The organism is Rhizobacter koreensis (assembly GCF_013366375.1).
Classification (GTDB): domain Bacteria; phylum Pseudomonadota; class Gammaproteobacteria; order Burkholderiales; family Burkholderiaceae_C; genus Schlegelella_A; species Schlegelella_A koreensis.
Window position 1 is genome coordinate 1 of sequence record NZ_JABWMJ010000018.1, and the last position, 23,258, is coordinate 23,258.

Sequence of the window (23,258 nt, forward strand, 5' to 3'; positions counted from 1 at the left end):
AGCCTGCTTGAGGAACCCGATGATCTGTTCCTCGCTGTACTTGCTCTTCCTCATGCCCGCCATTCTCCTGATGAGCGGACTTCCCTTCTATTACCTTGGTACGGCTGGAGGGGGGCAGGTCAGTAGGACCAGTTCATAGCGCGATTTTCGGATCGCTCCCCAGAGGTCAAGACGCGCCAAGCCGCGCTCTCCAGCCAATTGTGCAGCGGCCGGCGGCTTCGGACTCTGGCGCACCACTCGTTGTCGCCCAACGCTCCTGACGACACTTCTCGTTCGTTGCTGCAAACAGGCAACGTTAGGCTAGTGTCAGCTGTCGGGCTGCCCAACCCAGCCTCCGAGTTTCCGCTGTGGGTCGGCCGCGTGAGTCCGCCGGCCGGAGGAGCGGACATTCGAGCCACGGCCCTGGTAAGACGGCGCTTGCCGCCCTTTGAGCGTCAGCTACACCGCCTGGAGCGGCCGTTGCGCGGCAACTGCCCGGTGCGCCTGAATGACGGTTGTGCTGCTGAGACCGGGCATCCGAGGGTCGAAGGCGACGGACCGCTCCCGCTGCAGAGCGGAGCTACAGCCATGCGCACCACATCGACGCCCGCGAGTCACAGGCGCGCGTATGACCTGCCACGCAGAGGCACCGAACGTTCCCGCCGCGTACCGGCTCCGCGGCGGGGTCCTGGCGGCAAGCGTCACGCGTCGGTTCATCGCTCGAGCCGTCAACCCCCGGTATGCTCATTGGCAGGTGGCTTTGCCGGGTGCAGCCAACGGCCGCTGTTCGCTGCCGTCCGTTGCCGAGCGGCCCGGGCGTGCAGAGCTTCGCTAAACCGTTCGAACGATGCGTCCGAGTCGAACTGGCCAACTTCGATGGCAGTCGGCCCGCCAGCGTGATCGACCCAGAGAACGCGCTGCCCCAACAGCAGCCCGGGGCGCAACTGATCGATTAGCTGGTAGTGGATGCGTGCCTCACTGCCGAGTACCGGGATGGGTGGGGGCGGCACGATCAGCCATTGATCGGTGAGGACCACGCGCCTGCTGGTGTGGCGCCCCCAGAGCAGCTGGCAAACGCCGGCGCAGGCGCACAGTAGCAGGAAGGCGGCCAACCCGTAAAAGAAGAAGCGTGAGAACCGACCCTGGGTTAGCGACGGGTACCCCGCCACGACGGCGGCGACGAGACCGCAAGCAAGGCTCCCGAGGGTCAGCTTTGCGACTTCGCGAGGCCGCGCACGATAGGCAAACTCGAGATCGGCAGCCGTTGGCACCGCGATCGCGCCTGCCGGCTGGGGCGGCTCGTACAGCGGATGAGGGGCACCACGGGCTGCCCAGTCGTCGAACGACGGGTGCCCCACCACCCGCATCCAGTCGATCTCGCGCCATCGCTCCTCAAAGAAGCTGCGCATCTCGCTATCAGGGAAAAGCGCCAGCTCGCGGGCTCGCTGCAAGCAGCGAACTTCGGCGAGGTTGAGGTCGGGATCTCCCGGGCGGCTCGTCAGGCTTGCAACTCGCGGGAACAGCGTGACGTCTGCCCGCCGTGCCGACTCACCTGTCGGGCTGGCGCCTGCCGTGCCCGCGTGCACCTGCATCTCGAGCCGGCTCGAGTCGACACCTTGATCCACCATGTACAGTCGGACCGACTCCATGCGTTGCGCCGCCGCCCCCCGATCTCGCGGATCGTGAGGGTCTTCGTAGGTGTCAATGGCAACCCTGTGCGCGGGGATCATCCGAGCGCGCCAGGGCGCCTGGCTAATTGATCCCATCGCGGGTAGGTCACCCATACAGGAACTGCCGGCATTGAAGTAGAGCCCGAAGGAATAGATCTTGGTGTTCTTCATGCCCGTCGCCAGTGCTGCTAGCGCTGCTGCAGGGTTTGGGCTGGCATCGTAGAACGATGAAACACGCCCGCCGCTTCTGGCCAGCTTGCGTTGGCAGCGGAGCGCCCCACCGGGAGGGACGGAACCACGGGTTCAGACTGGGTCTGCGACTTTCGCTCGCGGTCCGTGAATGTCGCTGGCCGCCGCAACGGTCACGGGATGGGGGAACGAGTGGCTGGCTCGTCCACGTCTTGAACCTGTCGCGCAAGGCTGCTGAGCGGCGATCTTTGTAGCAAAGCCGCACGGGGCTCTCACCGCGGCCACATTACGAGGAACCCGCGGGTCAACGCCTCCATACTGTCCGTGTAGACGAGCCAGCGACCCCACAGCCACGATGAGCACTGCAGCAAGCACCAGGACGACACTGCTGCGATACGCGGGCGGGTTCCCCTGGAGCGTGCGGACCCGGTTCCGCGCGCCTGATCGTCTACGGTGTGCATGGCGGGACCCTTTACCCAGCTTCGATCAGGACCGCTGTACTCGCCGCGGCAATTACGAGCACCAGGGCGAGGAGCAGGCTGCTCCACCAGGGGGCGTCTTCGGTGTCCTGGTGCATCTGGAACGGATTGAGCGAGGCCATGGCGGCAGTCTGGGTCTATCGGGAAGAAGCATGCATCGTGCCGATGGGGGACAAACCAAGCCCTCGACGTGGCGCCGGGCCGTCTTGGCATCCTCGTCACCTGAGGCCGCCCGGGGATCACCTTCGGAAAGCGTGAGGTCACGGCACCGATCCGAATGAACCGCAGCCGCTGCACCAGCGCCATCGATGCTCACGAGGTGAGCAACCGTAGGTGACCTCTGACACACGCGCCGACGCCAGGGGCTATCGCGAACGAAGGGTAGGTTCTCGCGAGCGCGGGGTAGACCGGAGGACGCGTGAAATCCCCGGCTATCCTCGCCGTGCACTGCGAGAAGGAGGCCGAGATCGCGCTCATGGCCTCCAGCGATGCTCTTGGAGCGCCAGCTAAACATGCTGCAGGGGTGTGGCGGCGCTCCCCCAGGAACACAATGCTTGGGCCGAGGCCGTAGGGGCAAGCAGGCACTGAGCTCATGAGACCTCCCGCTCGATCTCTTGTGGCGCTTGCATCGCTCGCGGGTGTCGTCCTCGTGGCCGTAATGTTCACCCGTCCGCATGTCGACCCACGCGGGCTCGTACAGCCGTCTGTGCCCTCGGCAGCCTCACCGCCGCAGCGTGCGGCTCCCGCTGTCGCAAAGCTCGTCGCGCGATCCGCCACGAGCACCAGTCCTGGCCCTGGCTTGGCTGATCACGGGCGTGTCAACGTCTGCGGCATCGGCATGGTGGCGCGCCAGGAACTTGGCAAGCCGGAGTTCCTAGCCTCGCTCACTCGGCCCGAGTTGGCGCTAGAGCGTCACGTGCTTGGAGCCCTCTCGGAGAGTCGAGACGAGAAGGTGCGTGCAGCCGGCCTGTTCCTAGAAATGTATGCTGCCATCGGCCGGCTTGCCGAACCGTTTCTCGAGCGCGGGCGAGCCTGCGCAGGGGACGCCGTGTGTGAAGACCAGGCTTCACGTGAACACGATGCTGCCGTCCACGCCGCTGCGGCGCCTCCGCGGGACGCGTTGGCTCGCCAGGCCGCAGCGACTCGTGATCCTGCCGTTTACGCCATCGGATACGCGGCCTGTCGCAGTGGCTTTGGCGGGCCCGGGGGTGCATGCCAACTCGTCAGCGCCGACCAATGGGCGCGCATGGATCCAGGTAACGCTGTACCGTGGCTGCACGTGGCGGGCGCTGCTGCGCGCAAGGACCTGCAGACGCAAGCCGAGGCGGTGCACAGGGCGGCCTCTGCGCAGGCATATCGTGCCTACACCGATGAAATCGTTGGCTGGATCGCGCCGCTTCTGCCGGCGGATCTAACGCCGCTTGAACGCCACAGCACGTTGGAGACCATCGCCATGGTCGCAAACTCGACAACGTTTCCGTTTTCACCCTTCGGTTTTTGCAGCAAGGCGGACGTGGCTGACGTCAACCGGCGGCAGGCGTGCGAGGCTCTTGGCTCGATGCTCCTGTCGAAGGGAACCAACCTTGTGACGCAGATCGTTGGAGCGGGTGTCCTGCAGCAGGCCGGACGACCTGCCGAGGAGATTGCTGCAATAAAGGAGGAGGCGACGGCCTTGCAGCAACTTGCTGCCGACGTGTTCACGCAGCAGACCCTCGCCTGCGAGAGCTTGCGGGATTCGGAAGCCATGCTAGTGCGTGGCGCAAGACTCGGAGAGCTCGAGAACTTGCGTCAACGCTTTGCGGCTTCCGGCATGACCGCCAGGGCCTACCTCGCGGCGACGCGCGCCTCTGGGGCGGGCCAAGGCACGGAAGGGGCGTTTACGCCCTTGCCGTCCCCAGCAGCTGCTACACCCTCGCTTAGATAGCCCGTGGGCCGCTGCGGACCGACGGCTCAAGACTGGACCCAGTCACTCGCGCTTGCGGCCCGAACGGCGGCTGCGCTCGCAACCGGTCGCTCGATCACCGCGGCCTCGGTCGACCGCTACATGTCTCATAGCCGACGTTCAACGGCGGCCGAGCCCATCAAGGCAGCCGGTCGTAGTTAGTCTTGATCGCCAGCGGCAGCTTTGACCAGGCGGGGAGACGGCCGCCGACCCGGAGCCGAAATCCACCGGGCTGATCCCACGACCCCGAAGCTGCCGGTCGGACGCCCTCGCATTCATCGAAGGTCTGCAACTCCATCCCGCCTCGTCAAGTCCACAAGGGGTCGACGGCATCGGGAGACAGCTGCCGCGTCGCCTTGTTCAATTCCCCCGGACACTCCAGAATCGCCCGTCACGCAACATGGTGGGGGGAATCGACAGTGGCTGAGCAAACTTCCCGCGTCTACGAGTTTCCCGCTCGACCTTCCACTTCGGAGCAAGTTGCAGTCGCCACGGGAAGCTCGGTAGGCGCCGGCGGTCTGGGGGCGCTTGCCGCCTACTGGTGGGCTGTTCCTTTGGCAGTGGGCAGAGAGCAGCTGGTAACGGTCGTGTCCGTCATCGCCATCGGTCTTACTGCAATGGTATTTGCTCTCTTCGCGGTCCGGCGAGCAACCGAAACGCAGCGCAGTCTAGAGGCCATCGCGCTGAAGACAGCCCAGCGAGCGGACGCATCCGACGCACTGGTATCGCGACTGGCTGGCTCGGTTCTGGGCAACCTCGTTCGTCCCGCGCTCGCCCCGAACTCCTTCGAGCTATACCTGCGGTACGACCGCCTCGGTGCCGCAAGACTGGGTGAGATCCTTCAGGCCATCGACGCGTTCTACCGAGCCGTGTTCCTACTCATGCAAGAGGAACTCGTAGAGACGGCCTCGAAAGAAGCGAACTCCGCCGGCCCCGTCGTTCCCGCAGAGGCGCTCATGAAGGCGCATCCGGAAGCTCAGCTGAACATCGAGTTCGCGCAAACCGGCGAGTCGATCAAGTTCGTCATGCGGACAGGGTGGAAGCCGACGATCGGCACTCGTGCGGGCGACGTCGAGGTCGGGCTTCCCAAGGGGGCACTGGCTGCGGGGCTGGCGGCATTGCTCTTGGGCGCGGTCATCGATCGCGGCGTCGCTACATTCCAAGGCGTTCTGGCGATCGCCATTCAGCAGCAGACCCGCGAGCTAAACGAACTCAATATCGGAAAGTCAAGGATCGACATCGAGAAGGGCCTCCACGAGTTGCGCGAGCTGCAGCGAAAGGCGACTTCCCCGGGTTCGAGACAGGCCGCGGCGCTTCGAGGTGCCGAGGAAGGTTTGGACAAACTGATCAAGGCAACCGTAATGAGCGAAGTATCAAGGCGATCACCGTGACCTCTGGACTCGTCAAATCCTGATTTCCGGGCGGCAACGCAAGGCACGCCTCAGACGCCGCTTGGCGCCCACCGAACCGATCAGCAGTCCCACCGAATCAATTGCAGGCAATCGGGAGTCGACGGCCAGCGCCAGGCCAGCCCCGTTAGAGTTTGTCGTCGCGAGCGCCGCTCCAGCGCTCCACCACCGGGCATGTCTTCGTCTAGGCTCCAAACCCAATCACCCACTTGAAGCCTGACGGCAAATCATGATTCCGATGCGTCTTGATCGCGTTGGAGCCGGTGATGAGCAAGCTGTTTTGGCTGTCAGATGATCAATGGGCGGCAGTCGAGCCGCATCTGCCGAGGAACCAGGCAGGCGCTCGGCGGGTCGATGATCGCCGGGTGATCTCGGGCATCATTCATGTGTTGAAGATCGGCTGTCGTTGGCAGGATTGCCCCGCCGAATACGGCCCGTCCACGACCGTCTACAACCGGTTCAATCGCTGGTCCCACAAACGGTTCTGGTTGAAGCTGCTGGAGGCGCTGGCCGATGCGGGCGCGGTCACTCGCAGCACCTCGATCGACTCGACCTACGTCAAGGCGCAACGCTCGGCCTTCGGCGGAAAAGGGGGGCCCGGACGCAGGGCATCGGCCCGTCGCGCGGTGGCCAAACGACCAAGGTTCACGCCCTCACCGACGTCGTCGGACGTCCCTTCGCCCTGATCCTGACACCAGGAAACGTCTCCGACATCACCGTCGCTCCGACCCTGCTCGCCCGCGCTCCCGACGCCCGCTACGTCCTTGCTGACAAAGGATATGACGCCGACGGTCTGCGACGTTCGCTGCGCCAGACCGGGGCCGTTCCCGTCATCCCCGGCCGGGCCAATCGAAAGCGAGCCGTCATCTACGACAAGGCCCGATACAAAGAACGACACCGCGTCGAGAACGCCTTCTGCCGGATCAAGGACTACCGCCGCGTCGCCACCCGCTACGACAAACTCGCGGCCAACTTCCTCTCCGGCGTCGCACTCGCCATCCTGGTCGCCTTCTGGCTATGAATGAGTCTGGAGCCTAGGCTTAGGACTCACTGATCACAGCCAGAAGAGCACGGTGGCGGCCAGTGCTAGTGCGGAGAAGCCGACGGTTGGCGGTCATATCGCGTTGCCACGCGGCGCCAGTCCTTCAGGCGGCCGAACATGATCTCGATGCGGTTACGCCGTTCGTACCGCGGCTTGTCGTATTTGACAGGCAGAGATCGGGATTTGCGGCCCGGAAGGCACGGTTTGATGCCCTTTTGCTCCAGCGCATCTCTGAACCAGTCAGCGTCATAGCCGCGGTCGGCGAGCATCCACTTGGCCTTGGGCAGATCGTCAAGCAAGGCAGCTGCACCGGTGTAATCGCTGATCTGGCCGGCCGTGATGAAGAAGCTTAAAGGGCGGCCGTTTGCATCAGTCGCGGCGTGCAGCTTCGTGTTGATGCCGCCCTTGGTCCGTCCAATCAGGGGCCCGAGATCCCTTTTTACCCCAAGGCTGGAAGGCGTGCGGCCGGCCTTGAGATAGGTTGCGTCGATCATGTCGGCCTGCGGGTCGGCTTTCTGGTCTATAGGGCCCCATGGCAGCCTGCCTGCCGACCGCCGGCACCGGAGATGGCTCCACCGCCATCTCCGGCCTCCGGTTCCGCTTCGCTCCACCTCCGTCCGGACATGACGGCGACGAGCTTATTGTGCTAACAAACCGCTCGGTCCGCTCGGCGGGGGCAGATCAGATCCGCACGTCAGCCGTGCGGGCGCATAACCACCTTAATGACGCCTTCTTCCTTGTCCCGAAACTTGGCGTACATTTCCGGCGCGTCCTCGAGGCTTGCCGGGTGGGTAATCACGAAACTGGGATCGATTGCACCGGCTACGATCTTCTCCAGCAACGGCTTGGTGTAGCGCTGGACGTGGGTCTGACCGAGTTTGATCGTCAGTCCCTTGTTCATTGCCGCCCCGAGTGGGAGCTTGTCGGCCACGCCGACATATACGCCAGGGACGGACACCGTGCCTCCCTTGCGACAATTCATGATGGCTTGGCGCAGCACATGCACCCGATCAGTGGCGAGCATCAAGCTCGCCTTGACCTTGTCCATCACCGCGTCGGCCGCGCCGTGACCTGCCGCCTCGCAGCCGACCGCATCGATGCAGCTGTCCGGGCCACGTCCCTTGGTCCGCGCCTGCAATTCGTCATAGACATCGGTCTCGGCGAAGTTGATCGTCTCGGCGCCGCCCGCCTCGGCCATGGCGAGCCGCTCGGGCACCTCGTCGATCGCGATCACCCGGCCCGCGCCCATCATCAGGGCCGATCGGATGGCGAACTGACCGACTGGGCCGCAACCCCAGATCGCGACGGTGTCGCCGGGCTCGATCTGTGCGTTCTCGGCGGCCATGTAGCCGGTCGGAAATATGTCGGATAGAAACAGCGCCTGCTCATCCGTAATGTTGTCGGGGATTTTGATCGGACCGAAGTCGGCCATCGGCACGCGCAGATATTCCGCCTGACCGCCGCAGTAGCCGCCCATCATGTGGCTGAAGCCGAACAACCCTGCGGGCGAATGGCCCATGGCCTTTGCTGCCATCTCGGCGTTCGGATTCGTCCGGTCGCAAGCTGCAAACAAGCCTTTCTTACAGAACCAGCAATCGCCGCAGCTGATCGTGAAGGGTACGACGACACGATCGCCGATCTTCAGGTTCGTCACTTCGGAACCGAGCGCCACGACCTCCCCCATATTCTCGTGGCCGAGGATATCACCTGCCTCCATCGTAGGCTGGTAACCATCGAGCAGGTGAAGGTCGGACCCGCAAATGGCGCATGCCGTGACCTTGATGATGGCATCACGGGGGTGCTTGATCTCGGGATCCGCGACGGTGTCGACGCGAACGTCACCCTTACCGTGCCAACACAGTGCGCGCATAATTCTCTCCATTCAGAAAACCGGTCCAACCGGCGGACCATTCCGAAGACCTTAACGCGCTTGCGCGTGATCGGGTCCCCCCTTTTTGCGCCGCCGGAGCACCGGTGCGCTTTCACATAGCTGCTGTCGATCTGGCCGGTCTAGGCGCTCCACCCTTCCTCGGTCAAGGCCGCCAGGATACAGTTCACGCCGCGTCGGCTCCAGCGGTTCCAGCGATTGTAGATGGTCGTCGAGGGATCATACTCGCTCGGGCAGTCGGCTCAGCGACCGCCGCACTTCAGCATGTGCACGATACCCGATATCACCCGTCGGTCATCGACCCGCCGGGCCCCCGGCTGGTTCTTCGGCAAGTGCGGCTCGATCGCCGCCCACGCCGCATCCGACAACCAAAACAACGATCCCGCCATGCCCAGACCCTCCTCAACTGGAGACTCCTGAATCAGCACGCCGTTGCAGAATCAAGCTTCTGATTGGGTTTGGACCCTAGCGTCGTCCCCGGCCGGCGATCAAGGGAACGCTGGCGCTTTCGGGGTTGTCATCCTGTCCAGTTCCCACAAGCCTCCCTTCGCGGTAGGCGGCTTTTGGCCGCTCAGAGACGCTGCCAGCGATTGCTCCGAAGCTGTCCAACGATGAAGGGCTGCTTCCCGGAACGCTGCGAAGCACGTGGCGGCGAGCAAGCGACCCGAAGCCGTCAACTGATGGCGCGGTCCCCGCCATCCCATAACGTTCGCAGCCAGTTCCGCGGATAGAACATTTGCATCGGCTGAGCGTCTCGACGTTCCCTGGAGGGGCGTTCCACGTATTACAGCCAGCGGCCTTGAGCCTGAGCGGTCCGCCGGCTCCAGCAGAGCCAGCGGGCGCGCCAGCCCGCGTGTGCGCGTGCGGCCCTGCCCGCCATCCCCGGGCTCGGCACGGCTAGGGAACGCCAGGTGGGCCCCATAGATGCCGGGACCCCCGCGCTCGCGCCGAACCGTGCGTGTCTTGGCAATCTGGTGACGGAGCACCCCCGGATAGGAGAAACGCTGGAACAACGCGACGATGTCGGCGAAGGCTTCGTGGAAGGCCAGGACATCGCGGTTGACGGGCAGGTTGAATCGGGGGTGCACGCCGTCCAGCAGCGCATGCGTCGTCTCGTGCGCGATGATGTCGTGGGACAGCGACGTGAACACCAGCGTGTCCTTTGTGTTGTTCTCGTCGGTCAGGCCGGTGGGGAAGTAGCCGAACAACAGCGCTTTCTTCTGTGGGCTGTAGTAGGCGTTCTGGTCGCGCAGCGCGTGCGGATAGATCCTCAGGCGACGGACGAAGCGCTCGCTCCTGAACGATCCGTCATTGTTGCTTTCCCGGTGCGGAGCCCATAGCGCCCGCCGTCCGAGAGCCTGCTCAAAGTGCACGATCGACGACATCGCCACGGCGTACGCCATCTGCTGGTGGAACTGCGGGTTCGTCTCGGACGGCGCTAGGCCGTCCTGTGCCAGCACCCGAGGATCGTTGAGATCCACGGGCTTGTAGAGTGCCCCGCTCGCTGGATCGACATCGACGACCTCGACGTACTCCCCCACCGGCCCGGCCCGCAGGTCGGCTTCCCAGGGTACCCGTATCGTCAGTTCTGCAATGCTCTCCATTCCGAACTGAGCGGCGAGGCTCGGGTTCAGAGCGAAGATCCTCAGCTTGCGTTGCGACGGCTCGATAACGAGGGTGTCGGTCGTCATGCTGGTTCCCGTTCCTCGCTCAGAGCGAGTGGCGGTGCGACTCAGGAGCTGATGCTTCGGCCGCATGAAGGTGGACATTGCAACATGACGGCCGCCTGCTTGACAGATCTGACTGCGGCCGGCCTGTCATCGTGCGGATGCGGTGGGACGCGAACGCTCGACCGGAATCTGCACACCCTCTCCAAGCTTGACGTCATCGGCGAACATCGTGAAGACCACTGGCCGCGCCGGCGACAGGTTCGCGAGGCCAAGGGTGAGCACTGATTCGGGCTGCAGCGGCATGCCCCAATGCGAAAGGCCGGCCGCGGTCGTCGCGTTGTCGCGCACGTCCGCTCCGGTGACAGTCAGGCGAAGCTTTCCCTTGACGCCATCCGGCAGCTTGCCGATCGCGAGGCTGACACGACCGTTGCCACCTTCGTCGCTCACGATCACGGCGCTGTCGATGCGCAGGGGAGTGGAGGTCGCAGGTCGTTCACCCGGCAGGACCCGCAATGTGTAGCTTGCCTTTTGGCTGTCCAGCGAGAGTTCGAGCGGCGTCCGCGGAAGTGCACCTGCGGTGGTCCCGAGATCTGCAAGCGTCGGAAACGTGATCTGCACGTGGCGTCCACCGGTCACACCGGTGGTGAGTGGTAATGCGAACCCGGAGGGAAGCATGAGTCTGGCGCCCACGTCCCGGGCCGACAGGGCCTTTCCGCCGCGAACCACCACGGTCAGTGCTTGCTTGTCCTCCTTGGCGAGGACTAGCTGACCTGTGGCCGGAAGCGTCGGCCACTCGATCTCCCTCAAGGGCACGACCAGGGTCGAATAGCGGCTGTCGACCTGGATCTCGATGAGGTTCGCCAGGAATCGTCGCAGCGAGACCTCCTCGTTGTTGTCAAGCGTGTCCTTCAACCCGAGGCAGCGGCGCATCTGGTTGTAGTCGCTCCTGTCCATTGCGCGAAGGAGCTGAAGCGAGGCCGCCGTCTGCCTGTCCTCGCCGGGCGCGGGCGACTGCGGATCCTTTCCGCAGTCCTGGGTCAGCGTGTAACCGTACTGCCCGAGACGAGTGCGGACCTTGTCGGTCAGCGTCTCGGACGATCGCTCGGAGCCCCTCTCAGGAGCAGTGCCGTCCAGGGCGGACCTGAACTGGCTGCTCGTGACCACGGAGAGGGTCGTCACGACATCGGTCGCATGACGCTTCCTCGTCAGCACCACCCGTTCGGCGCCGTGCTCGGCGTGGTGGCCGTCGCGTTCTGGCTGATCCCCGGCTTCGGGCTGCTGCGCTCGGCGATCGTCTGTGCGGCGCTGAACCTGATCGCGGCCGCAGCGGCCGCAGCGCTGGCGATGCGGGAACAGGTCGCACCCGCGGTGTCGGTGCCGGCGGGTGCCGCCCGTTCGCGCGTGCTCGTCACCCTCGCCGTCACCGGCCTGCTTGGGATCGGCTACGAGGTCGTCGTCGTTCGCGTGCTGAGCCAGGTTGCCGAGAACACCGTCTACACCTTCGCGATGCTGCTGGCCATCTACCTGATCGGCAGCGCGCTCGGTGCGGCCGCCTACCACCGCTGGCTCCTGGGTTCGAACGACGCGACACGACTTCGCGATCGCCTGCTGTGCGGCCTCACGGCCGCGTGCCTCTTCGGTGCAGCCACCCTCTGGGGCGCCGAGTTCGTCAAGGCCGGCGTCCTGCATCTGCTCGGCACGAGCATGGGCGCTGCCCTCCTGGCGGAGTCCATCCTCGCGGCAGCAGCGTTCCTGGTTCCCACGGTCGTCATGGGCGCTGTCTTCAGCCATCTAGCGGCAATGGCGATCGCCTCCGGCGTGGGGCTCGGGCGCGCGCTCGCTGCGAACACCGTGGGAGCTGCCCTTGCCCCGTTCGTGTTCGGCGTCGTCGTACAGCCCGCGCTCGGTTCCAAGACCGCCCTGATGCTCGCGGCATGCGCCTACCTTGCACTCTGTTCGCGCCGCGCCGGGTCCGCGCCGAGCCCGTGGGTGACCGCGAGCCTCGCGGCAGCGCTCGCGCTGCTGACGCCGGCACTGGTCTTCGTCGCGCTGCCGAGCGGCGCGCAGCTCGTCAGCTACCACGAGGGTGCGCTCGGCGCCGTCAGCGTCGTGGAAGACGCCGCCGGGGTCGCCACGCTGCGCATCGACAACCGTCAGCAGGAGGGCAGCAGCGCGACACGGTCGGCTGACGCGCGCCAGGCTTTGCTGCCGCTCCTGCTGCACCCGGCACCGCGCCGCGCGCTGTTTCTGGGTCTGGGCACCGGCGTGACCGCATCCGCGGCGGCCGAGGACCCCGACGTTTACGTTGACGTTGTCGAGCTGCTTCCCGAGGTCATCGAGGCGTCGGCGTGGTTCGCAAGTTCCGGAGCCGCTGCGGCGCGAATGAACGTCATGGCCGCGGACGCGCGCCGGTTCGTCAGGGTGGGCCAGCAGCGTTACGACCTCATCGTCGCGGACAACTTTCATCCGGCGCGCGGCGGATCGGGAGCGCTTTACACCGTCGAGCACTTCCGTGCCGTGCGCGACCGGCTCGGCCAGCGCGGATTGTTCTGCCAATGGCTGCCGCTGCATCAGCTCGACCGGGCCACCCTGCAAAGCATCATCAAGAGCTTTCTCGTGGCCAACCCGGGTGCGTTCGCGATCCTCGCGACGCATAGCCTCGACACGCCGGTGCTGGGCCTCGTCGCGCGCGCGGACGGCGGCCGCTTCGAGCTCGGCGAGGTGCGTTCGCGGCTTGCCCACGCGAATCTCGCCCCCACCGCCCGTTTGGGTCTCGACGACGAACTCGCGCTGCTCGGCGCATTCGTCGCCGGGCCCAAGGCGCTGGCGCGCTTCGCGGCAGAGGCGCCTGCGAACACCGATGACCTGCCGGTGGTCGCCTACCTGGCGCCGCGGATCACCTATGCGCCGGGCTCGCGCCCGCGCGACCGGCTTGTCGACCTCCTCCGGGAGCTGAGTCTTGTTCCGGCGGAGTTGCTGGCGGCTCCACCCGCTGGTTTGGCATCGCGTCTGGCAGCTTATTGGCAGGCGCGCGACGTCTTCATCGAGGCTGGACGCGACGTGCGCCCCTCGAACGACGTCGAACAGATGCTGGCCCAGGTGCGCGAGCCTCTCGTGGCGGCACTGCGGATCAGCCCGGATTTCAGGCCGGCTTACGACCCCCTGCTGCGCATGGCCATCGCGCTTGCCGACAGGGATCCGGCGGCCGCCCGCTTGCTGCTGACGGAGCTGAGGCGCCTGCAACCGACACGACCAGAGGCCGCACGGCAGCTGCTGGAACTAGGAATGCACTGAAACGCGGGCGCGGCGCGGTTGCGTCGCCGAAGCCGCGGATGTCGATCTCAAGACGCGCATCCTGTGGGCCCGCGGCAGGAGAGCTCAGCGGCGCCCGAAGTCGAAGTCGGCGTACTCGGCATGGTTCCACTTGACGAGCACCTTGAACACCGCCGGCTGGCTGCCCGGCGGCGGCGCGCTGAAGTCGCAGTGCAGGCTCACGTCGCCGTCTTCGCCGAACAGGCGTGTCTTGCTGCCGGCATTGCACTGGAGCGGCTGCTCGTCGAGCACCGGCTCGATGCTGGCGCTGGTGTCGTCGTGTCCGCCGGTGAATCGCGCCTCGAAGCGCAGCAGGCGCGCGCCGCCGGCGGGCTCGACGATGCAGGCGAACTCGCGACGATCGTTGAGGCGCGACGTCTCGCTGCACGCCGATTTCGCCGAGAGCGGCGGGGTAACCTCGGCGGCAGGAGCAGGCAGAGCCATCGAGATGAGCAGGGCAGAACTTAGAGCGCGCATGTTCAGAATGTGAAGGGAGTGATCGCGGCCTTGGTCAGCCGCTGAAGCCGATGCGGTAGCCCCACGAATCGAGGTGGGTCGGGATCGCGTTGAATGCCATCGTGATGCGCCGCGCGCCCGGGTTGGGCGGCACGGCGTGGAGCAGGTAGCTCGGGAACAGCACCAGGTCACCGCGCTCCGGCGAGGGGCTGATCCACTTGTCGGCGTTGTAGGGACCGGTCTGGGCACCGGCGTGATCGTTCTTGAAGGCGTAGTCCGCGCCGCCCGGCGACTTCATGAATACCGTGCGGGCGTCGGCGTGCGTCTCGGTGAGATAGATCACGCCCGAGACGAAGCTGTTGGCGTGGTTGTGCATCGCCTGTCGTCCGCCGGCATCGAGCACGTTGACCCACATCTCCTTGATGGACCAGCCAAGCTGCTCGCCGAACAGCACGGCGCCGAACTCGGCGATGCGCGGCGCGAGGTGCTGCGCCACAACGCCGAGCAGCGGGCTGTCACTCGGCTTGAGCATCGCCGTGTGCGAGAGCTGCGCCGAAGCGTTGTTGTCGATGTCGGCACGTTCGGCGAAATGCTCGAGCAGCCCGTCCAGCAGGGGCTGATCGAGCAGTCGCGGCACCCGCATCACCGGCGTCGGGAACAGCCCGAACACCTCGCCGGGCTCGTGCGCCGCGGACAGCTGCAGCGCCGACGCCGGCGCCCGCGCCTCGACCGCGGCGGCGACCGCCAGCGGGTCGCGCGGCTTCACCGGCGCCGACGCGTCGCGGCCAGGCCGCCGAGCCCCAGCGCGAGCAGCAGGGCGGTGGCAGGTTCCGGAACGACGTTGATCCCGACGTTGTCGAACGCAGCGAAGCCGGCCGCATTGCCGAACGTCACCGAGTGGGCAATGCCGGCGAACGATCCAGAGAGCAGGCCGAAGTTGCAGTACGAGCTGTCGCTGCAGCCACCCTGCTGCGCGTTGGCCGCGAGATCGAAGGAGGCGAGGAGGGCGCCGGTGCCATCGAGGCCGCTCCACAGCTGGACCGCGTTGGCGACCGCAGTCGCCGACGAGTAGTAGAAGCTCAGCGTGCCGACAAAGCCGGAGCCGCCGACCGAGTTCAGCGTCGCCGCCGTGCCGGCCGGAAACATCACGCCGAGCGGCGACGGGGCGTTGGAGAAGTACGGGCCGAGCACGTCGTTCTGCAGCGCGAGCGCGTCGCCCGCAAATGAGACGCCGTACTGTCCTGGCGCGAGCGCCGGGCCCGCGACGCCGGCGCCATCGCGACCTGCGTTGTAGTAGTCGGCGATCGGCGCAAAGCTGGTCACGCCCTCGAAGTCGATCGTGATCGGCGCGGCGAGCGCGGGTGCCGCGGCGAATGCAGCGGAGAGGGCGGTGACGGCGAGCCAGTTCATGGGGGGTTCTCCTCAGGGGTTTCTTGATATCGAGGCCAGGCAGCGGAGTGCGCACGGGCGAGGCCGGCCGGTAGAGCCGCCGGGCAGTCTGCCGGCGGATTGCGACAGGCATGTGACGAAACAGGGGGTGGCCCCGAAAGGCTTCGCGAGATCGACGGCTGCGCGACTGGACCGCGTCATCGACGCGTCACATGCGCTGCGTAGCGTCCGCAGCTTCTTCCTGCCAATCCCAAACATCGAACATCCGAGGAGAACCCATGAGAGTCCTTTCTGCCCGCAGTCCGATCGCGCTTGCCGCCGCCGCCGCGCTCGGCACCACCGCGATGAGCACCGCGCCCACCACCGCGAGCGCGGCCAAGACCTCAGGCACGTACGTGGCGGGCGACTTCCACAACCACACGACCTGCTCCGACGGCTCGATCTCGATGCAGAAGCTGGTGAAGAAGTCGACCGACAAGACGGACACCCCGTGGGGCCTCGACTGGTTTGTGCAGGCCGGACACGGCGGCAGTGGCAACCGCAACTGCACGCTCGCGGAAGACGCGAGCCTGGCCACGCCGGCGTACTCGCTCGTGTTCTCCGGCAGCGGCGCGCTGCAGGGCCCGACCACCACTTGGCAGAACACCAACCCACCGGTGCAGCCCAAGGGCCTCGTCTCGGGAACCGCCCCGAACCAGAACATGTGGCGCTGGCAGTCGATCCAGGAGTTCCAGTACCCGCTGCTGGAGTACCTGGCGCGCTTGCGTGACAAGCCGATGTTCGTCGGTGTCGAATCGGTCGTGGCCGGCCACGAGCACTCGTCGATGTCGGTGATCACCGGTCAGATGCCGCTTTCGATCGACTCCGGCAACCTGCCGACCTCCAAGGGCTACACGGCGCTCGGCAACGCCACGGCCCTTGCGCAGTGGGAGTACTGCTTCGATCGCAACGACACCGATACGAGCCGCGGCAACACGGCCGTGGGCAGCGGCGTCGGCAACAACTGGACCTGCGCGGTGCCGGGCAGCCTGAACTCGGGCGACCCGAGCTGGAACACGACGGCGCAGAAGCTCATTCCCGCCGGAGGCACGGGCACCGGCGAGCGCGGCCACCAGAAGACGGTCGAGGGCATCAGGTGGATGGCTCAGAACCATCCGAACGCCAGCTACTACGTGCCGGCGCATCTGGAGCGTGCAGGGCCGTTCAACCCGAACGGGAACAACGGCTTCAACATCGAGCACCTGCGCAACTTCAACAACGCGGGTCCGGCCATCGCGTTCGGGTTCGAAACGCAGCCGGGCCACGGCGCCTCCTCGGACCGTGGCGAGTACGCGGTCAACCGGAACAGCATCAACGGGGTTCCGGTCGACTCGGTCGGCGGTACCACCTACGGCGGCACCGGCGTCTACGGCGCACAGATCGGTGGCGTCTGGGACGCGCTGCTCGGCGAGGGCCGCAACTGGTGGTTCTTCGCGAGCTCCGACTGGCACAACCGCGGCAGCTTCGGCCCCGACGATCGGCGCACCACGCAGGACTTCTATCCAGGCGAGTATCAGCGCACGTATGTAATGGCACGCAACGGGGGAGACCCGAAGCTGCGGCCGCAGACCATCGTGGACGGGCTGCGCACCGGCAACGCATTCGCCGCGAGCGGCCAGCTGATCGATCGCCTCGGGTTCGTCGCGTGCGCCTCGTACCCTGGGCCGGCGGCGCGCACGAACGCCGCAGTCGAAGCCATCGCGGTCGCGGCGGCGACGCGCAACACCGACACCGACGTCGCCGGCTGCGCCGCGATGGGCGAGAAGCTGGTGGTGCGCCGTGGCGCCGAGATCGTGGTGTCGATCGTCGTTCGCGATCCGTCGGGGACCAACTACGCGCCGTACACGTTCAACAATCCGTCGCTGGCCCAGGTCGGAATCCAGCAACCGCTCAACACGCCGGTGCTCGACCACGTCGACGTGATCCGCGGCATGGTGAGCGGCTACAAACAGCCCGGGTCGGCGGACTATGCCGGTCAGTGGCCCAACACGTGGCGCGTCAACCCCGACCTGAACACGGTACCGGCGGCTGCCAAGAACCTGACTGCCGGGATCCTGCGCACCTTCAACAGCGCGACGTGGACCAGCGTTGCGAACAACCCCGAGTACAAGGTGATGACGTTCCGCGTGCCGGCAGTGAGCGCCTCGCAGTACCTGCGCCTGCGGGGCAGCAACCTGCCGCCGAGCGTGCCGTGGGAGACCGATGCGAACGGCAACCCGATGCTCGACCTCTACACGAATGCGAGCGATCCCACGCAGCTGAAGATTCCCTGCAGTGTCGCGGGCACCAACGTTCCGGCGAACGGCACCACCTATACCGGTACGGCGATCAACGGCTGCCCGAACCACCTGCAGACCGTGAACGGGCAGAAGTACCTGAGCTACGACGTGGCGGCGTGGGCTGACCTCTGGTTCTACAGCAACCCGATTTATGTCGAGGTTGCCGGATCCACGATCGTCGCGGGCGTCAAGTAAGGCAATTCGACCGCACTGAGGCGCCGCGTCACCGCGGCGCCGTTCCTGTTTCAGCTTCACATCTCATGCCATCGACTACCCTTCCTCGTTCGGGCGTTCGCCTGCCCTCGCTCGAACGGCGCGCCGCGGCTGCGCCGCGCTGGCTGCGCGAGCCGCTCCTGCACTTTGTCGTGCTGGGCGCGCTTCTCTTCGCGGTCGACCATCTGGTCGCGTCGCAGGTCGACGACCCACGCAGCATCGTGATCGGCGCGACGGTCGACAGCCAGGCGCGCGATCTCTTCAAGGCCAGCCGGGGTCGCGACCCCGATGCACAGGAGCTGGCTGCACTGCGCCAGACATGGCTCGACAATGAGGTGCTGTACCGCGAGGGGCTCGCGCTGCAGGTCGATCGGGGAGACCCGGCGATCCGCGAGCGCGTGATCTTCAAGGCACTCAGCGTCGTCGATGCGAGCCTTGCCCGTCCGGAGGTCGACGACGCCAAGTTGCGCGAGTGGTTCGAGCGCAACCGGGCCAAATACGACGAGCCGGCCCGTGTGGATTTCCAGGAGGCGGTGCTCGCCGGCGATACGTCGGAGGCTGCGGTTCGCGGGTTCGTCGAGACCCTGAACCGCGGCACGCCTGGCGAGCTGAACGCCGGACTGCGCGTCTTCAAGGGACGCCCGCACGGCAACCTGGTCGACAGCTATGGCGACGCGTTCGCGCGCGCGATCGAGGCCGCGCCGGCCGGCGAATGGCGCGCCTACGCCACCCGCGACGGCTGGCGCGCCATGCGGCTGGACGCGCTGGTCGCTGCCAAACCAGCGTCGTTCGAACCGCTGCGCGGCGTCGTCATGCACGACTGGATCGACGTGACGATGGCCGAGCAGCGCACCGCGGCGGTTCGCGCGATGGCCGCCAAGTACCGGGTCAGCGTCGAGGGCGCGCGGTGAAAGCCTTGCTCGCCGTCGTGTTCGCAGCGCTCGCTTGGCTCGGCGCGCCGCCGGCCAGTGCCCACGAGATGACGATGGCCGAAATGGAGCTTCGCGAGATCGCTCCGGGCGAGTTCCTCTGGCAGTGGACGGCGGTGGACCGGGCCGCCACGAACACGCTCAAGCCGCTGTGGCCCGAGGGCTGCACCGCCGACGAGAACGCCGTTCACTGCGGCGATCGAGGGCTGCAGGGCACGTTGACCATGCAGAACGTCGGCAAGACGTACTCGGCCGCGCTCGTCAAGGTGTTCTGGCGCGACGGCGGCTCGCGCGTCTACACGCTGACCGCAGCACAGCCGAGCGTGCAGCTGTTTGGCTCGGCCGACGACCGGCGCGGCATCGGCGAGATCGCGACCGCGTACCTCGTGCTCGGCGTCGAGCACATCCTGGGCGGCTTCGATCACCTGCTGTTCGTGATCGGGCTCCTGTTCCTGGTCGGCTTCAATCGGCGCCTTATACCCACCATCACGGCGTTCACGCTGGCGCACAGCCTGACGCTCGCGTCGAGCGCGCTCGGCTGGCTCGCGCTGCGCCCGCCGCCGGTCGAGGCGACGATCGCACTGTCGATCATGCTGGTCGCCGGCGAAGCGCTGCATCGAGGCAAGACGCTGGCGCGCACCTGGCCCGCGCTCGTTGCCTTCGGCTTCGGCCTGGTTCACGGGCTCGGCTTTGCCGGCGCGCTGCAGCAGATCGGCTTGCCGCAGAACCATCTCGCGGTCGCGTTGCTCACGTTCAACCTCGGGGTCGAGCTCGGTCAACTGCTCGTCGTCGCGGCGGCGTACGCGCTTTACCGCATCGGCTCACGTTCAGCCTGGATGGCGCGCTGGCGCACGGCCTCGCTCTACGCGATCGGCAGCGTGGCGGCGTATTGGTCGATCGGTCGCATCGTCGCCATCCTGACCTGACCGCCCACTCGCACCTGAACCAGCGCGCCGACGTCGCAGCGGGCGTGCGCCGTCGGTTTGTCCTCACCCATTGGAGAACTTGTTGAAACTCAGCGCGATGCGCGCGGCGACTGCTCTCGCCCTGCACGGCGCCGCGGGGATTGCAGCTGCAGCTGCACCCGAGGCACCTTCCGGCGAAGCGGTCGCCCTGGCGCCGATCAGCATTACCGGCCACTACGACAACGCCGTCGGCACCTCCGACGCTGCATCGGCGGGCGTGGTCCGCAGCGAGCTCCTCAAGAACCGCCCGGCCCTGCGCCCGGGCGAGGTGCTCGAGTTCGTTCCCGGCGTCATCGTCACCCAGCACAGCGGCGACGGCAAGGCCAACCAGTACTTCCTCCGCGGCTTTAACCTCGACCACGGCACCGACTTCGCGACCTTCGTCGACGGCCTGCCGGTCAACATGCCGACGCACGCGCATGGCCACGGCTACACCGACCTCAACTGGCTGATTCCCGAGCTCGTCGCCCGCATCCGCTATCGCAAGGGGCCGTACGCCGCCGAGGACGGCGACTTCTCGTCGGCGGGGTCGGCCCGCATCGAGCTCTTCGACGCGCTTCCGCGTGGCATCGCGTCGGTCACGCTTGGTCAGGACCGCTTCGCGCGTTCGCTCGTCGCCAACTCGGCGCCTGTTGGGGGCGGCGAGCTGCTCTACGCGCTCGAAGCCGCGCACAATGATGGGCCCTGGGAACGTCCGGAGAACTTCCGGCGTTTCAATGGCGTGCTGCGCTACAGCAGCGGCAGCGCCGACGCACGCTGGTCGCTGACGGCAATGGGCTACTCGGCACGTTGGAACTCGACGGATCAGATCCCGCAGCGTGCGGTGGACGCTGGCCTCGTCGGCCGTTACGGAGCGGTCGACCCGAGCGACGGTGGTCGCACCGAGCGCGCCAGCCTTTCGTTCGAGAACCTGCAGCGCAGCGCCACCGGCGAGTTCCGCCTGCAGACCTATGCGATCCGTTCCAGGCTGGACCTGTTCTCGAACTTCACCTACTTCCTCGAGCGCCCCGAGGGCGACCAGTTCGAGCAGGCCGAGCGCCGCACCACGCTCGGGCTTACGACGAGCCGAAGCTGGAACGCGCGGCTCGGGGGCGTCGACATGGTTCACACGCTCGGACTGCAGGTGCGGCACGATCGCCTCGACCCGGTGGGCCTGTACACGTCGGTCGCGCGCCAGCGCACCGGGATCACGCAGGAGAGCGAAGCCGAGCAGACCAGCGTCGGCATCCATGGCGAGTCGGCACTGCAGTGGACGCCGTGGCTGCGCAGCGTCGCGGGGCTGCGTGCCGACCGCTACCACTTCGACGTCGCCAGCTCGATCGTCGAGAACAGCGGCAAGCGCAGTGCCGGCATCGGCTCGCCCAAGCTCTCGCTGATCCTCGGGCCGTGGGCCCGGACCGAGGTCTTCGTCAACTACGGTCAGGGCTTTCATAGCAACGACGCGCGCGGTGCCACCGCCAGGCGCATGGCCAAGTCGGACGAGGCGGTCGAGCCGGCAACGCCCTTGGTGCGCTCGAAAGGCGCCGAGCTCGGCGTCCGCAGCGAAATCGTGCCGGGGCTGCAGGCCTCGCTCGCGCTCTGGCAGCTGCGCCTCGGCTCGGAGCTGCTGTTCGTCGGCGACGCTGGCGAGACCGAGGCGAGTCGGCCGAGCCGGCGCCGCGGCGTCGAGCTTGGGCTGCATTACCGCGCCACCGAGTGGCTGCTGCTCGACGCGGACCTCGCCGCGTCACGGGCGCGCTTCACCGGTGATGAGCCCGAAGGCAACCACATCCCCGGCTCGATCGACAAGGTCGCCTCACTCGGCGTGACGGTGCTCGACCGCGGGCCGTGGTCGGGGCAGTTCCAGCTGCGCTACCTCGGGCCGCGGCCGCTCGTGGAAGACGCCTCGAAGCGCTCGAAGGCGACGACGCTGGCCTATCTCCGAGTGGGGTACCGCTTCAATCCGAAGGTCCGCCTCGACGTCGACGTGTTCAACCTGTTCGATCGCAAGGCGAGCGACATTGACTACTGCTACGAGTCGCGTCTCGCCGGCGAGGCAGCGGGCGTCCCCGATCGCCACTCGCATCCGGTGGAGCCGCGCAGGGTGCGCGTGACGCTGAATGCGGCGTTCTAGGCGGCACATCGGGCTTCACGAACGAGGCTGCGCGAGTCTGGATTCGGTCAGCCCGATGCGCGCGGACAGCGCGCGCGGACAGGTCGACCCACCGGCGGAAAAGAATCGTTCGGCTTGGCACCGCGATTTCTGGTCGTGCGATGGTGACCGTGCGAGCTCCCGGGTTCTTCGCCATCCCATGCAGCATCTGCGACCGAGCCGTGCAGGGGTTGGCGTGTCCGCAGCCCAGCTTCGAGCGCGGCGTCGGGAGGCGTGAGATCGTGCCGCGCCGCGTTGTCAGTCTCATCTGCGCTTGGGGCGTCCTGTCTCCACCGGCTCGGCCAGGATCGCCTCTCCCTGTTCGACAGCAGCGACCAGGCTGACATATCCGACTGCTGGAGCTTGAACTTCAGGATCGCGACGTCGAGCGCGCGCCAAGCCGCGATAAAGCGCAGGTAACGCTGCTCGGGGCGAACGAAGCCCAGTACCGCCGTGCAGACGCCTGACGCTGCGGCCAGCACCCTGCCGGGCTCGCCACCAACTGCTGCTGCGAGTGCGGCGCAAGCCACACCGATGATGCCGACGCTGTACTGAAGAGTCGATAGCCGGAGCGAAATCCGCGACCATGACGCGTGTCGCTCAAGGATCGCCTGCGGCACTTCCGGGTCGTTCGTCATTGCGATTCCTCAGGCTAGCGGAGTACGGCTCCCTCTTGCCAGCCCGTACATCCAACAAGCGCTTCTGTACTCAGAACCGCGTCGCGCGTCAAGCGTATGCGTCGGCGCGGCTGAGCATGCGACTCGGCCTGGCGGTCGGCCGAACGACTGCCCGCCCGGCCATGCGTTCGCCGAAACCCGCGTAGAGCACAGCCCGGTGGCCGTGGTCCAGGTACTGTCAGCGCGCATTCGAAGCGGCTTCGTCGCCGTCCCACTCGTGCTTTAGCCAGGGCGCGTCTGCTTGCGTCGATCCTCGCTGCGTACGCGTTGTCTTCCTGTAGCCGTCGCTTAAAGCGGCTGCCTGGAGATGATCCTGACTCGCCGTGCTGCGGCATATGGTTTTTCGCTACTGCCCCTGGGCTCGCATGATCCACGGCATGAATCAAGGCGGCCCTTCCCGTGCCAGAGGATCGCGGGCCTGATGTCCGTCGCGGGTACACGACCGACGCCCGCTTGACGACCTGGCCAGCGCGTCGCGCGCAGCGCTGCGCGTTGCTTCCTCCCGCGCCGGCCAGATCGTCACCTCCGGCACCCGCCACGCCCGCAGCCGGGCCGCCTTCTTGGAAGTGCTCGCGCCGGCTCGTCCGCCGCGCCAGTCGC

Annotated in this window: 16 protein-coding genes and 3 pseudogenes; 8 read left to right on the forward strand and 11 right to left on the reverse strand. The window is 66.6% G+C overall.

The genetic code is table 11. The features are described from left to right. Positions 1 to 707: 707 nt before the first annotated feature. Both HQN59_RS24135 and HQN59_RS26645 read right to left on the reverse strand, forming a co-directional pair. Positions 708 to 1,820, reverse strand: a complete 1,113-nt coding sequence (locus tag HQN59_RS24135) for a hypothetical protein (protein WP_176071707.1) — start codon at positions 1,818 to 1,820, stop codon at positions 708 to 710. Positions 1,821 to 2,310: 490 nt separating this feature from the next. Beyond that, positions 2,311 to 2,439, reverse strand: coding sequence for a hypothetical protein (locus HQN59_RS26645; protein ID WP_259372778.1), 129 nt, complete (start codon positions 2,437 to 2,439; stop codon positions 2,311 to 2,313). Between the two features lie 1,124 nt (positions 2,440 to 3,563). Here HQN59_RS26645 and HQN59_RS24140 point away from each other — a divergent pair. From HQN59_RS24140 to HQN59_RS24150, 3 genes and pseudogenes are all read left to right on the forward strand, one after another. Then, the gene (locus tag HQN59_RS24140) at positions 3,564 to 4,241 is read left to right on the forward strand and encodes a hypothetical protein (RefSeq protein ID WP_176071708.1); all 678 of its coding nucleotides are present in this window, start codon (positions 3,564 to 3,566) and stop codon (positions 4,239 to 4,241) included. 605 nt (positions 4,242 to 4,846) lie between these two features. Then, on the forward strand, positions 4,847 to 5,650 hold the full coding sequence (locus HQN59_RS24145; RefSeq protein ID WP_176071709.1) for a hypothetical protein: 804 nt from the start codon (positions 4,847 to 4,849) through the stop codon (positions 5,648 to 5,650). A 284-nt stretch (positions 5,651 to 5,934) separates the two neighbouring features. After that, positions 5,935 to 6,689: pseudogene (locus HQN59_RS24150) on the forward strand (IS5 family transposase). Positions 6,690 to 6,722: 33 nt separating this feature from the next. On the opposite strand, the pseudogene HQN59_RS24155 reads toward HQN59_RS24150, so the two are convergent. The 5 genes and pseudogenes from HQN59_RS24155 to HQN59_RS24175 form a co-directional block, all read right to left on the reverse strand. Next, positions 6,723 to 7,207 (reverse strand): annotated as a pseudogene (locus HQN59_RS24155) (IS5 family transposase); the annotation flags it as partial. Between the two features lie 197 nt (positions 7,208 to 7,404). Beyond that, positions 7,405 to 8,580, reverse strand: a complete 1,176-nt coding sequence (locus tag HQN59_RS24160) for a zinc-dependent alcohol dehydrogenase (protein WP_026070728.1) — start codon at positions 8,578 to 8,580, stop codon at positions 7,405 to 7,407. Positions 8,581 to 8,657: 77 nt separating this feature from the next. Further along, a pseudogene (locus tag HQN59_RS26400) lies at positions 8,658 to 8,987 on the reverse strand (transposase); the annotation flags it as partial. Between the two features lie 99 nt (positions 8,988 to 9,086). Continuing rightward, the gene (locus HQN59_RS24170) at positions 9,087 to 10,289 is read right to left on the reverse strand and encodes a gluzincin family metallopeptidase (RefSeq protein ID WP_176071711.1); all 1,203 of its coding nucleotides are present in this window, start codon (positions 10,287 to 10,289) and stop codon (positions 9,087 to 9,089) included. A 126-nt stretch (positions 10,290 to 10,415) separates the two neighbouring features. After that, on the reverse strand, positions 10,416 to 11,447 hold the full coding sequence (locus HQN59_RS24175) for a hypothetical protein (RefSeq protein ID WP_176071712.1): 1,032 nt from the start codon (positions 11,445 to 11,447) through the stop codon (positions 10,416 to 10,418). A 327-nt stretch (positions 11,448 to 11,774) separates the two neighbouring features. On the opposite strand from HQN59_RS24175, the gene HQN59_RS24180 reads away from it, so the two are divergent. Beyond that, positions 11,775 to 13,562 carry a fused MFS/spermidine synthase gene (locus HQN59_RS24180; protein ID WP_246295138.1) on the forward strand — a complete coding sequence of 596 codons (1,788 nt, stop codon included), beginning with the start codon at positions 11,775 to 11,777 and terminating at the stop codon, positions 13,560 to 13,562. An 84-nt stretch (positions 13,563 to 13,646) separates the two neighbouring features. Here the strand turns inward: HQN59_RS24180 and HQN59_RS24185 are convergent, their stop codons facing one another. From HQN59_RS24185 to HQN59_RS24195, 3 genes are all read right to left on the reverse strand, one after another. Then, positions 13,647 to 14,024 carry a hypothetical protein gene (locus tag HQN59_RS24185; protein WP_176071714.1) on the reverse strand — a complete coding sequence of 126 codons (378 nt, stop codon included), beginning with the start codon at positions 14,022 to 14,024 and terminating at the stop codon, positions 13,647 to 13,649. Positions 14,025 to 14,091: 67 nt separating this feature from the next. After that, a complete protein-coding gene (locus HQN59_RS26950; RefSeq protein WP_217704298.1) occupies positions 14,092 to 14,802 on the reverse strand; it encodes a putative 2OG-Fe(II) oxygenase in 711 nt (236 codons plus the stop codon). Beyond that, positions 14,799 to 15,446, reverse strand: a complete 648-nt coding sequence (locus HQN59_RS24195; RefSeq protein WP_176071715.1) for a PEP-CTERM sorting domain-containing protein — start codon at positions 15,444 to 15,446, stop codon at positions 14,799 to 14,801. The genes HQN59_RS26950 and HQN59_RS24195 overlap by 4 nt, the downstream gene beginning before the upstream one ends. A gap of 257 nt (positions 15,447 to 15,703) precedes the next feature. Here HQN59_RS24195 and HQN59_RS24200 point away from each other — a divergent pair, with 257 nt between their 5' ends. The 4 genes from HQN59_RS24200 (at position 15,704) to HQN59_RS24215 (ending at position 21,963) form a co-directional block, all read left to right on the forward strand. Continuing rightward, positions 15,704 to 17,938: a hypothetical protein gene (locus HQN59_RS24200; protein ID WP_176071716.1), complete on the forward strand. Its 2,235-nt coding sequence runs from the start codon at positions 15,704 to 15,706 to the stop codon at positions 17,936 to 17,938. Positions 17,939 to 18,003: 65 nt separating this feature from the next. Continuing rightward, positions 18,004 to 18,867 (forward strand): peptidyl-prolyl cis-trans isomerase, encoded by an 864-nt coding sequence (locus tag HQN59_RS24205; RefSeq protein ID WP_176071717.1) that lies wholly within the window; start codon positions 18,004 to 18,006, stop codon positions 18,865 to 18,867. Beyond that, entirely contained in the window at positions 18,864 to 19,811 is a 948-nt protein-coding gene (locus tag HQN59_RS24210; protein WP_342451305.1) for a HupE/UreJ family protein, read from the forward strand. Before HQN59_RS24205 ends, HQN59_RS24210 begins: the two co-directional genes overlap by 4 nt. A gap of 82 nt (positions 19,812 to 19,893) precedes the next feature. Beyond that, the gene (locus HQN59_RS24215; protein WP_246295135.1) at positions 19,894 to 21,963 is read left to right on the forward strand and encodes a TonB-dependent receptor; all 2,070 of its coding nucleotides are present in this window, start codon (positions 19,894 to 19,896) and stop codon (positions 21,961 to 21,963) included. 47 nt (positions 21,964 to 22,010) lie between these two features. Here the strand turns inward: HQN59_RS24215 and HQN59_RS24220 are convergent, their stop codons facing one another. After that, positions 22,011 to 22,619 (reverse strand): hypothetical protein, encoded by a 609-nt coding sequence (locus HQN59_RS24220; RefSeq protein WP_176071718.1) that lies wholly within the window; start codon positions 22,617 to 22,619, stop codon positions 22,011 to 22,013. Between the last annotated feature and the right edge of the window lie 639 nt (positions 22,620 to 23,258).

Coding starts and splice junctions, on each gene's coding strand:
- HQN59_RS24160 (WP_026070728.1), bottom strand. CDS start 8,580: ATGCGCGCACTGTGTTGGCACGGTAAGGGTGACGTTCGCGTCGACACC.
- HQN59_RS24195 (WP_176071715.1), bottom strand. CDS start 15,446: ATGAACTGGCTCGCCGTCACCGCCCTCTCCGCTGCATTCGCCGCGGCA.
- HQN59_RS24135 (WP_176071707.1), bottom strand. CDS start 1,820: ATGAAGAACACCAAGATCTATTCCTTCGGGCTCTACTTCAATGCCGGC.
- HQN59_RS24205 (WP_176071717.1), top strand. CDS start 18,004: ATGCCATCGACTACCCTTCCTCGTTCGGGCGTTCGCCTGCCCTCGCTC.
- HQN59_RS24220 (WP_176071718.1), bottom strand. CDS start 22,619: ATGACGAACGACCCGGAAGTGCCGCAGGCGATCCTTGAGCGACACGCG.
- HQN59_RS24185 (WP_176071714.1), bottom strand. CDS start 14,024: ATGGCTCTGCCTGCTCCTGCCGCCGAGGTTACCCCGCCGCTCTCGGCG.
- HQN59_RS24180 (WP_246295138.1), top strand. CDS start 11,775: ATGCTGCTGGCCATCTACCTGATCGGCAGCGCGCTCGGTGCGGCCGCC.
- HQN59_RS26645 (WP_259372778.1), bottom strand. CDS start 2,439: ATGGCCTCGCTCAATCCGTTCCAGATGCACCAGGACACCGAAGACGCC.
- HQN59_RS24170 (WP_176071711.1), bottom strand. CDS start 10,289: ATGACGACCGACACCCTCGTTATCGAGCCGTCGCAACGCAAGCTGAGG.
- HQN59_RS24200 (WP_176071716.1), top strand. CDS start 15,704: ATGAGAGTCCTTTCTGCCCGCAGTCCGATCGCGCTTGCCGCCGCCGCC.
- HQN59_RS24140 (WP_176071708.1), top strand. CDS start 3,564: ATGGATCCAGGTAACGCTGTACCGTGGCTGCACGTGGCGGGCGCTGCT.